Annotated in this window: 10 protein-coding genes; 6 read left to right on the plus strand and 4 right to left on the minus strand. The window is 64.2% G+C overall.

Going from position 1 to position 10,130, the window contains the following annotated elements:
• Window positions 1–70 precede the first annotated feature (70 nt).
• Window positions 71–481: an Hpt domain-containing protein gene (locus ACLQ62_RS00525; RefSeq protein ID WP_411719704.1), complete on the plus strand. Its 411-nt coding sequence runs from the start codon at window positions 71–73 to the stop codon at window positions 479–481.
• Between the two features lie 7 nt (window positions 482–488).
• On the opposite strand, the gene ACLQ62_RS00530 is transcribed toward ACLQ62_RS00525, so the two are convergent.
• Window positions 489–1,307: a response regulator transcription factor gene (locus ACLQ62_RS00530; protein WP_411719705.1), complete on the minus strand. Its 819-nt coding sequence runs from the start codon at window positions 1,305–1,307 to the stop codon at window positions 489–491.
• 451 nt (window positions 1,308–1,758) lie between these two features.
• On the opposite strand from ACLQ62_RS00530, the gene ACLQ62_RS00535 reads away from it, so the two are divergent.
• The 5 genes from ACLQ62_RS00535 (at window position 1,759) to ACLQ62_RS00555 (ending at window position 6,843) form a co-directional block, all read left to right on the plus strand.
• Window positions 1,759–2,244, plus strand: a complete 486-nt coding sequence (locus tag ACLQ62_RS00535; protein ID WP_411719706.1) for a hypothetical protein — start codon at window positions 1,759–1,761, stop codon at window positions 2,242–2,244.
• 105 nt (window positions 2,245–2,349) lie between these two features.
• On the plus strand, window positions 2,350–3,807 hold the full coding sequence (locus tag ACLQ62_RS00540) for a hypothetical protein (RefSeq protein ID WP_411719707.1): 1,458 nt from the start codon (window positions 2,350–2,352) through the stop codon (window positions 3,805–3,807).
• Window positions 3,807–4,427 carry an LPXTG cell wall anchor domain-containing protein gene (locus ACLQ62_RS00545; RefSeq protein WP_411719708.1) on the plus strand — a complete coding sequence of 207 codons (621 nt, stop codon included), beginning with the start codon at window positions 3,807–3,809 and terminating at the stop codon, window positions 4,425–4,427. The genes ACLQ62_RS00540 and ACLQ62_RS00545 overlap by 1 nt, the downstream gene beginning before the upstream one ends.
• A 149-nt stretch (window positions 4,428–4,576) precedes the next feature.
• On the plus strand, window positions 4,577–5,125 hold the full coding sequence (locus tag ACLQ62_RS00550; RefSeq protein WP_411719709.1) for a hypothetical protein: 549 nt from the start codon (window positions 4,577–4,579) through the stop codon (window positions 5,123–5,125).
• 104 nt (window positions 5,126–5,229) lie between these two features.
• Window positions 5,230–6,843, plus strand: coding sequence for a DUF222 domain-containing protein (locus ACLQ62_RS00555; RefSeq protein ID WP_411719710.1), 1,614 nt, complete (start codon window positions 5,230–5,232; stop codon window positions 6,841–6,843).
• Here ACLQ62_RS00555 and ACLQ62_RS00560 read toward each other — a convergent pair.
• The 3 genes from ACLQ62_RS00560 to ACLQ62_RS00570 form a co-directional block, all read right to left on the minus strand.
• A complete protein-coding gene (locus ACLQ62_RS00560) occupies window positions 6,840–8,126 on the minus strand; it encodes an adenylosuccinate synthase (RefSeq protein ID WP_411719711.1) in 1,287 nt (428 codons plus the stop codon). The genes ACLQ62_RS00555 and ACLQ62_RS00560 overlap by 4 nt on opposite strands.
• Before the next feature lie 63 nt (window positions 8,127–8,189).
• Window positions 8,190–8,669 (minus strand): DUF3151 domain-containing protein, encoded by a 480-nt coding sequence (locus ACLQ62_RS00565; RefSeq protein WP_411719712.1) that lies wholly within the window; start codon window positions 8,667–8,669, stop codon window positions 8,190–8,192.
• A gap of 48 nt (window positions 8,670–8,717) precedes the next feature.
• A complete protein-coding gene (locus tag ACLQ62_RS00570; protein ID WP_411719713.1) occupies window positions 8,718–10,061 on the minus strand; it encodes a M23 family metallopeptidase in 1,344 nt (447 codons plus the stop codon).
• Window positions 10,062–10,130 lie beyond the last annotated feature (69 nt).

A 10,130-nucleotide genomic window follows, 5' to 3' on the forward strand; every position in this document is an offset into this window, starting at 1 on the left:
ATCTATTCAAGCGGCAACCCGAATACCGCTTTCGGGCAGATGCCCGGTGATCGACTCAGGATTGGCGAACGTGGTGATATTCCCCCTAGCCACAACGTTCGCTCCTGACGACACCGGGCATCCGCCTCTACTCGACCTCGCTGTGCTCGACGTCCTCCTCGACGAACTGGATCACAACGAGGCGGGACTCGACGCCTTCCTCGAAGCTTTCATCAGCCTGTGGCCCACGCGGTTGCGTCGCGCTCAGGAAAGCGTTCGGGCTGGGGATCTCGCTGCCCTTCAGGACAGCGCCCTCAGCATCAAAGTGTCGTGTCAGATGGTGGGGGCCAGTCGGCTGAGCGGGTGCGGAGCCCGCCTGGAGAGCCTGGTCGAATCGAACCGGATCGACGGCGCACCTGCCTTGATCGAGACCCTGCGCCTCGTCGGCGAGCAGACGCTCGCTGCGCTGGCTGACGTGCGGGACCAGGGCCAGGCGTCCTGAGCCGGTGTCAGCTCCGGCTCGGCGGGAGCCGGTATCCCACGCCCCGGACTGTTTCGATCCAGCGCGGATGCTTCGGGTCGTCTGACAGCTTCCGTCGCAGATTCGCCAGGTGCACTTCGATCGAGCGCTCCTCCGATTCACTGACGAAGTCGTTGACGATGTACTCGTCGTCCCGCAGTTTGCGGACGAGATCGGCCTTGGAGCGCACGCGACGCTTGCTGTGCAAGATCGTCTGGAGGAGATCGAATTCGGTACGGGTGAGGTCGAGCTCGACCGCGTCGAGTTCCACCGTGCGAGTGTCAGCGTTGAGTTTGAGTCCGTTATGGCTGTAGGTGAGTTCGTCGTCCGCGGGTTCCGTTGCACCTGTCGGAGGCGGCGCTGTCTGCATCTCGGGAACGCTCGCCGGCACGACACGTGGCGCGGCGGCATCCGTGTCGAAAGCACCACTGATTCGGGGGCGGCGCAGCATTGCTTCGATGCGAGCGCGGAGCTCCCTCGGACGGAACGGTTTGATGACGTAATCGTCGGCTCCGGACTCGAGCCCGAAGAGGAGATCCGCTTCGTCGGACTGCGCCGTCAGCATGACGATGTAACAGTCGGTGAAGAGGCGGATCCGACGAGCGACCTCGAGTCCGTCGATGTCGATGAGACCGATGTCGAGGGTGATGATCGTCGGCTTGTTCGCGCGGACGAGTTCGACGCCCTCTGTACCGCTCGCAGTGGAGGCGACTTCGAAGCCGGCCTGCCGCAAGACGGTTTCGACGAGGCTCCGGATGTCACCGTCGTCTTCGATCACCACGGCGGTGCGGCGGATGTCTTCTGCCATGGTGCGATTTCCCCCCGGACCTGCTGCGCACTCCAGTGTGAGCGCTGTCACGTTCAATCGGATCGAACTGCTGCCACTCTAGTGGCGCTTCGCCTGCGCGACACGCCGTGTTTGTCTGGGTGTCACAATCGAGAGCATCATCGCGGGAAATCATCAAGATAGCCGCAAGACAGTGCCGAACTCGAGGGCGTGGACAGGCGCCGCCATGACGGTTGGCCTGGTCTGCGTATCCCCATTGCGGGTGACTCTGATATTGCGAAATCCCCGAGTCTTCGCGCCTCAAAGCCGGTCGTGGACGCGCTGATTCTCACGGTCGATGATCCTGAGCAACGTTTGGGGGTGAACGAGGGTCAATCCTGAGGCCACGACCGGATGCTTGCCACCAAGAGGCGCCGGACGGTGCCAAGAGGCGCATCAGCGCACTATCCCCTCACCACTGAAGGAATCTCTCATGGCCAAGATCAAGAACCGCAAGAAGCTCATCGCCATCACCACCGCAGCGCTCCTCGTGGCCGGCGGCGGAAGCGCGGCATTCGCGTACTGGACGTCGACGGGTGTCGCCGAAGGATCTGCCACGACGGGCACCAGCGTCGCGTTCGAGATTGTGAAGACCACGACCACGGGAGGAGCTCTCTCGCCTAACGGCCCGACACAGACGCACCACTTCTCCGTGAAGAACGTTGGTACCGGCACGCAGAACCTGGCATATGTCAACGTCTCGGTGAAGCCCGGTTGGGAAGAGACTCGTTTCGCCACGGCGCTAGACGCTTCATGTACTGCTGACGACTACACCGTGAGCCCTGCCACCATCGCAACAGGTCAGATCGCCGCTAACGCCACCGTCAACGGCTCCTTCACGGTGCAGATGATCAACACTGGCGAGAACCAGGACGCCTGCAAGGGCGCTGACGTCCCGTTGGTCATCACGGCCGGCTAGTCGTCCCTTTGCTGATGCCCCCGGTGAGCCGCCATGCCTTCGGCTGGTCTGCTCACCGGGGCACTCTTCCCCGATTCGCCCCTGATACTGCTTGAAGAAGGTCTCATGTCTTCCGTACTCAGCACCCGCCCGTCGCATGGCATCCTCGGCGCTCCCATGCTTCGCCGCGCGCTGAGAGCCGGAACAGTAGCGATCACTCTGATCGTGGTTCTCTTGATGACACTCTTCGCCAACGTCCCGCCAGCATCGGCTTACTGGACCTCGACTGGTAGCACGAAAGCAAACGCCGCTACCGGGACGCTCCTCCCTCCGACGAATGTCACCGCGTCTGGGACCAAAGACGTGGCTGTCAGTTGGACCGGCTCCGCAGGATCGCCGACGCCCGCTGGCTATTTCGTCACACGAACATCCGGCGGCATGACCACAGCAGCCTGCGGCTCCAGCCCCGACTCGCTGCTCACACTCACCTCGTGCACGGATGTGGGCGCGCCTGACGGTACTTACACATACTCGGTAACCGCTGCGTTCCGCTCCTGGACGGCGATGAGCGCATCGAGTGGATCCGTCACGGTGACCACGAAGGTCGCCACGAGGCTCGTCTTCCTGACTGCCCCGGTATCTGGTCCCGCCTCGGACCGGGCCGACTTGGGGCCGTTGACCGTGCAACTCCAGGATGATTCCGGCTTTCCCATGGATGCTCCCGCAGGCGGGACTGTGCTCACGCTTGCATCCGACTCCACGGGTAGAAAAACCTTCTCGTTGACACGCGGTGGAGCTGGCGTCACCAGTATGACGATTCCAGGCGGTTCATCCTCGGCAACGTTCTATTACGGCGATGAGAAGGCCGGCACTCCGACTATCACCGCACGAGCAGGCCTGCTCACCGCTACACAGATGGCCACGGTGACCGCCCTTGCCGGTACGCACCTCGGCTTCAAAGTGCCAGAGGGATCCAGTCCAGCCACACTTCCCACCCGGGCAACCATCGGGCCAATCATCGTGCAGTTCCAGGACCGTTTCGGCAATGCTGTGGTCACGACCGAAAGCATCGTGGTATCTCTCGCCACCAACTCGAAGACCGGCTCGGCTCTCTTCGCAGCCAGTCGCGAGGGAGCCAGCATCACAACCGTGACCATCCTCGCCAACACCTCCGGTACTGATATCTACTTCGGCGATTCGAAGGCCGGCGCACCGGAAATCTCGGCGACCGGCGCGGGGATGGTCGCAATAGATAAGGTCAGCCTGAGCTCACCGAACTCCCAGGGTTCTGGGGCCGCCACATCGAGTACCTCGCTAACAGCAGCCTCTACTACTTCGACCCCGGCACCAGCACCGGTTACTACTTCGGCACCGGCACCGGCACCTTCACCAGAACCGACGCCAGCGCCCAAGCCCACCCCGGCCGTGACGGCGACACCCGCGCTCGCCCTGGCAACGGAGCCCGCGCAGGTCCTGGCTCCAGCGGATCCGCCAGTACCGACAGTCGCCCCGCAGAGTGAGTCGATTGAATCGACCGAGCCGCTCGTTGCCACCAAACCTTCCTACGAAAGCACGGGCTCCTGATGTTCTCGACTGCGGAAGCGACCCTGGTGCCCTGCACCGTCCTCGCCACCACGGGCGGATCCATTTCGCCAACACTGATCCTCCTCGCCGTTGGGCTCGTCGTTCTCGGCCTCCTTTTCCTTCTGCTTGGCCGCCGTCGCCACAAAGCTGGAAAGGGTGGCATGGTCGCCGCCGCAGTCCTCGTCGGCCTCGCGTTCTTCGGTGTTGGTACTGTCGCGGCGCCTCCGGCTCAAGCTGCTTCATCCCAGTGCGCGGCCGACCCGGCGACCGGCGTGTCGATCACCGTCGAGCAGACGTCGACGATGGTTGGCATGGCTCCTGGGATCGCACCGGCAGCCATCGAGGGAGTCGTGACGAACACGGGCCGGGCGGCTCTCCACATCGAGTCCGTCACCGTCCGAATCGTCTCCGTATCGAAAGCCGCGAACGCCGTTGACGGCAGCTGCGATTCCACCGATTACGTCCTCCCGGCGCCTGACATGCCGGTCGACCGCAGCCTCACTGGCGGCGAAGCGACGACTTTCGGCGGCGCTTCGATCGGTTTCGGCAATAAGTCCGTCAACCAGGATGCCTGCAAGGAAGCAATCGTCCACCTGGCCTACGACGTCACGGTGCGATGACCTCGTTCCAACCCCCGGACACTGACACCCGAACCGTGATATTTCGGCTCTGCCCCGGGTGAAATCTCCGGCGTATCATCTGCGCTGAGGGGATCGAACTCGGGGGGTTTCACTCTTGGGGGCTGAACTCTAAGGAGAAGTGGATCGCAATGAAGCGTTCCTTAGCACTATTGATCAGCATGCTGCTCGGCGCCGTATTTCTGGTGTCGACCGGTCCTGCTGCGACCGCCGCCCCATACTGCGGCATCACCTGGGGCTCGCTCCCCGAGAGCCATCTTGTCGGATCCGAGAACGCATCGATCGCGAACGTGCGCGCCGGCCAGCATCCGTGCTTCGACCGTCTCGTCATCGACGTCTACGGCGACGTCCGCGGTTATGACGTGAGGTACGTGGACGTGGTTCGCGAGGTCGGTACGGGAACCGCTGTCGCCTTGAGAGGCGCAGCCGACCTGCAGGTGATCGCAACCGCACCAAACGGCGGCCCGGGCATGTCACCGACGTATGTCCCGAGCAACCGGCGAGAGCTGGTCAACGTGACGGGCTACTCGACCTTCCGTCAGGTCGCCTACGCGGGCAGCTTCGAAGGCCAGTCGAACTTCGGGCTGGGCGTCCGGGCACGTCTTCCGTTCCGGGCCTTCATCCTCGACGGGCCTGGCACTGGAAGTCGGCTGGTGGTCGACGTCGCGCACTTCTGGTAACCCCCACAACGGCGGATTCCTCCGCAACTGATGTTCGAGTCTCGGGTCTCCACAGAAGGCGCGAGGCTCGAACTAATGTCAGGGGTGTGGTGTTGACTTGAGGCATGGAAAGCACAGGCGCCGCCTCCGACGAAACCCCCGACGAGGAGTCGGCTGCGCCCAGCACCGCCGCGATGATCGCCGACGCCTCCGGCTCTCTTCTCGCGTGCGTCTCGCAAATCGATCGCCTCAGCGCCCGGCAGTCGGCGTGGAAGGCCGAGTTCATCGACCAGGCCCGGCGCGTCGCACTGATGACCGAAGAAGCGGTGATCACGGTCGGCAAGAACTTCTCCTCGGCACAGCGGCAGGATCTTGCCCGCCGGGCTTTCGTCGCTGAAGTCGCCTGCGAGCTCCGAATCCCGGAGCGCACAGCGATCGCGCTGATCGACGAGAGCGAAGCGCTCATGCATAGCCTGCCACGTACCCTCGCAGCGCTCCGCGAGGGCGAGATATCGTATCGTCACGCACAACTTCTGATCGATCAGATCGCGACCCTCGATCCGGATGCCACGGCGCAATTCGAAGAGGCCGCGCTCCCCTTCGCGCGTAACCTGACTCCCGCCCGGTTCGGCCAGAAGGCGCGAACCCTCCGTGAGCGGTTACGCCCGGAATCGGCCATCGCCCGACGAGAGAAGTGCGCCATCGACCGCCAGGTCGAATACGTCCCGGCCCGAGATGGCATGGCTTGGCTGAACCTCTACACGACAGCCCCCATCGCCGGGGCGCTCTACACCTCGATCCGAACCCAGTCCGTCAGCCTGCAGGGCGTCGCAGAGTCGCGCACGTTGGGTCAGCTCGACGCCGATGTGTGCGCTGATGCACTGTTCGCGGGCCTGATTGGCGATCGACCCCCGAGCACCTCGAGTACCTCGAGTACCACGAAGGCGACACAAGCGACAGCGACCACAGAGGCTCAAAAAACGACAAAGGCCCCGTCGACCGAGAAGGCAGGCACGGCCGGCGCCGAACCGGGCGCCGCATTTCGGAGGGTCAGGCCGAACGTCACGATCACAGTACCGATTCTTTCCTTGCTCGGCAGGAGCGACGAGCCAGCCACCCTCGACGGGTACGGACCGGTCGATATCGAAACTGCGCGCCGGCTGGTCGGCCAGGCAAAGTCGTTCACCCGGGTTCTCACCGACCCCGAGACCGGTGCCGCCATGTCATGGGGAACCACGAAGTACAAGCCGACCAAGAGAATGAGGCAGTTCCTTGGCTACCGCGACCATCGATGTCGCTTCCCGGGATGCAGCCGTGCCGCCGTTTTCTGCGACGTCGACCACACGTACGACCATCAGTTCGGCGGCCCGACCGAACTCGACAACCTGGCTATGCTCTGCCCGAAGCACCATCGCCTCAAACACGACACCACCTGGAAGGTGGAACAGATGGGCGGGGGCGAACTCCGTTGGACCTCTCCCAACGGCCGCCAGTACGTCACGTTCCCCGAGAACGAAGTGCGGCCGTTCCGGCCACGAAAGCCCGCGGCGGAGAATACCGCGGCAGCAGACGGGGCCGCCGCGGCAGAACCAGAGTCGACCGCAGCGGTCAGCGAGATCCCGGAAGCCAGGCCGAAACGGTCACCCAATCCGACTCATGTACCTGAATCACTGGACCAACCGGGGTCAGCTCCCCCGCCCACAGATGCAGGTCCCGAAGCGGACCCAGCGCCGTTCTAGTCGATCAGGTCGTGGCGCACCACGATCGCTTCACGGCCGGGGCCGACGCCGATCGCTGAAATGCGCGATCCGCTCATCGCTTCGAGCGCGAGCACGTAGTCCTGAGCGTTCTTCGGCAGGTCCTCGAATCGGCGGCAACCGGAGATGTCTTGCTTCCAGCCCGGGAACTCCTCGTAGATCGGGGTCGCGTGGTGGAAGTCCGACTGCGACACCGGGATCTCCTCGTGCCGGACGCCGTCGACGTCATACGCGACGCACACCGGGATGGTCTCGAGTTCGTCGAGGATGTCGAGCTTCGTCAGAACGAAGTCGGTCACCCCGTTGATCCGCGCCGAGTAGCGAGCGATCGGGGCGTCGTACCAACCGACACGGCGCGGGCGCCCCGTGGTCGTCCCGAATTCGAATCCGCGCGAGCGCAGGTGTTCTCCGGATGCGTCGAACAGTTCGGTCGGGAACGGTCCGGCCCCGACGCGAGTCGTGTACGCCTTGACGATGGCGATGACGCGGTCGATCCGATTAGGCGCGATACCGGAACCGGTAGCTGCCCCTCCGGACGTCGCGTTCGACGACGTGACGAATGGGTAGGTTCCGTGGTCGACATCGAGCATCGTCGCCTGACCGCCCTCGAACAGCACGATCTCGTCGCGCTCGAGCGCCTGGTGGAGCTCGAGAGCGGTGTCCGCCACCATCGGCCGCAACCGCTCGGTGTACGACAGCAGATCTTCGACGATCTCATCGGCCGAGATGGCACGACGGTTGTAGATTTTCAGCAGCATGTGGTTTTTGACGTCGAGCGCGCCTTCGACCTTCTGCCGCAGGATGTTCTCGTCGAACAGGTCCTGGATCCGGATGCCGACGCGGTTGATCTTGTCGGCGTAAGCCGGCCCGATCCCACGACCGGTGGTGCCGATCTGGCGCTTGCCGAGGAACCGCTCGGTCACCTTGTCGAGCGTGCGGTGGTACTGGGTGATCACATGGGCGTTCGCCGAAACCTTGAGCCGTGACACGTCCACGCCCCGTGCGGACAGAGCTTCGAGCTCGTGGAACAACACCTCGAGGTCGATGACGACACCGTTCGAAATGACGGGGGTGACCCCAGGCGTCAGGATGCCGGACGGCAGAAGGTGCAGCGCATACTTCTCATTGCCGACGACAACCGTGTGGCCGGCGTTGTTACCGCCGTTGAACTTCACGACGTAGTCGATCCGGCTGCCGAGGAGGTCGGTTGCTTTTCCCTTGCCCTCGTCGCCCCATTGGGCGCCGACGATCACGATTGCTGGCATGGCGGATGCTCCTTCTTGGCGTGGAAAATAGTGTGACGCCGGCGGGCCGGCGACTCGGTCGAGCTACTCCTGTCCTCGAATGAAGAACACTTCAGTCGAGGGCGGCGGCTCGAGGGGCAGACCCTCAGTTTCGATCCGTGCTGGCGCGGTCTCATCGGCGTCACGCAGGAACTCGGTAAGCCGAGTTACTTCGTCGACTTCGCCGATGGCATCCGCCGCGTTGCGCAACGCGTACAGTGCCCGGAGGAAACCCTGGTTGGGTTCGTGCGACCACGGCACAGGACCCTGTCCTCGCCAACCCGCCTTGCGGAGCGCGTCGAGCCCGCGGTGGTAGCCAACCCGGGCATAGGCATACGCGGCGACCGGGTGAGCCGAGTCGAATGAGGCTTCGGCGAGTCGAGCCCAGGCGAGTGATGACGTGGGGTGTTCTGCCACGACCGCGGCGATGTCATCGACCGTCGTTGAACGGTCGATGGCGTCGACGACCTCCGGCTCCGCCGGCAGGCGAGTCTCCGGCACTCCAAGCAGGTTGTCTCCAGTCACCCGTCCAGCCTAGCGCGTCGCTCGATGCACGGGCAGCGGCCGGTATTCCTAGATCGAGACGCCGCGAGCGCGGAGGAACGGGGCAGGGTTGGTGTGGTCGCCGCCGACATAAATCTTGAGGTCGAGGTGGCAGCCGGTCGCGACCCCGCTGTCTCCGACGTTCCCGATGAAAGCACCGGCACTGACCTGGCTGCCAACGCTCACCCGGAGTGAACCGGATTGCATGTGCCCGTAGCGGGACTGCACACCGCCGCCGTGGTCGATGATCACCCGGTTACCGAACGCGCCTGCGTTCCCCGCGGACGTGACGGTACCACCGGCCACTGCCCGCATCGGTGTGCCACAGCCGTCGGCGAAGTCGATGCCGGAGTGGAATGAATTCGAGCAGCCGGTGCCGCCGCAGAGAATCGGGCGGGGACCGTACCAGGAGCTGATGTAGCCGGGCAGCGGGCGCCACCAGCCCTGGGCGGACGGCTGGAAGTAGGTACCTGTCGCGCCGGCATTCGAGCCGCCGCCACCGCCGCTGGTGCTGGCACCGCCACCGCCGGTGTTCTTCTTCGTGGCCGCGGCAGCGGCGGCAGCGGCGGCTTCCGCGGCGGCCTTGGCAGCTGCGGCACGTTCGCGCTCTTTCCGCTCTTCCTCAGCCTTCCTGGCAGCTTCGACGCCGGCAGCGTAGCCGGCTTCGACGGTCGCCGTCTCACCTTCGAGGAAGGACAACTGTCCGAGGAGCGTTTCCTCGTGCTCCTCCTGCTCGGCCACCGCGGCCGCTGCGACGGCAGCGGCGTCTTCCGCCCCCTTCAGTTTCGCTTCGGAGTCTGCTCGGGCTTCTTCCAGCACCGTAGCTGCGACCACAGCCTGCTCACTGAGCGAGGTGACCTGGTTCGCATCTTGGCGGGCATCGTCGAGGAGCTGCGAGGACAGACCGGTGAGCTTGTCGATCGCCCCGAGCTTGTACAGCGTGTCATCGGCGTTCTCGGAGTCGACCAGCAGGCTCGCGGTGACGTCGAACGTGTTGGTACGTCCCATCCGCGCGAACATCGAGCCCGCCTGCTGGGCGGAAGTTGCGGCAGCGGCCTGCGCATTCTCGAGCTGGGTCTTCAGGTCCGCTGACGCCTGCTCGGCCTCCTGCGCGACGAGCAGTGCGTCCTGGTAGTCGGTTGCTGCGCTTACTGCAGCTGTCTGGGCGGCAGCGGATGCATCGCGGAGTGACGTGATCAAAGCTTTCACGGACTCGATCTGTGCCTGCTTGGCCGACTCGTTCGCCCGCGCGTTCGTCACGTCCTCCCAGCTCGGGTAGGTAGTGGCGGCTGTGGCTGGCACGGTGATACCGACCGCTCCCACGACAACCGCAAGGGAAACGGCCGCGACAAGTGATCGAAAACGCAAACGCATTTCTTCATCGTGACAGAAAAAAGACGATCTGTCTGGAGGTCAGGGTGAGTCGCTCCTTCCCGAAGCGGG

The organism is Mycetocola sp., assembly GCF_046716805.1.
Taxonomy (GTDB): domain Bacteria; phylum Actinomycetota; class Actinomycetes; order Actinomycetales; family Microbacteriaceae; genus Mycetocola_A.

Bases quoted from the DNA above. Each gene is read 5' to 3' on its own strand.
- ACLQ62_RS00560 (WP_411719711.1), bottom strand. From the start codon at position 8,126: ATGCCAGCAATCGTGATCGTCGGCGCCCAATGGGGCGACGAGGGCAAG.
- ACLQ62_RS00545 (WP_411719708.1), top strand. From the start codon at position 3,807: ATGTTCTCGACTGCGGAAGCGACCCTGGTGCCCTGCACCGTCCTCGCC.
- ACLQ62_RS00555 (WP_411719710.1), top strand. From the start codon at position 5,230: ATGGAAAGCACAGGCGCCGCCTCCGACGAAACCCCCGACGAGGAGTCG.
- ACLQ62_RS00570 (WP_411719713.1), bottom strand. From the start codon at position 10,061: ATGCGTTTGCGTTTTCGATCACTTGTCGCGGCCGTTTCCCTTGCGGTT.
- ACLQ62_RS00535 (WP_411719706.1), top strand. From the start codon at position 1,759: ATGGCCAAGATCAAGAACCGCAAGAAGCTCATCGCCATCACCACCGCA.
- ACLQ62_RS00550 (WP_411719709.1), top strand. From the start codon at position 4,577: ATGAAGCGTTCCTTAGCACTATTGATCAGCATGCTGCTCGGCGCCGTA.
- ACLQ62_RS00530 (WP_411719705.1), bottom strand. From the start codon at position 1,307: ATGGCAGAAGACATCCGCCGCACCGCCGTGGTGATCGAAGACGACGGT.
- ACLQ62_RS00540 (WP_411719707.1), top strand. From the start codon at position 2,350: ATGTCTTCCGTACTCAGCACCCGCCCGTCGCATGGCATCCTCGGCGCT.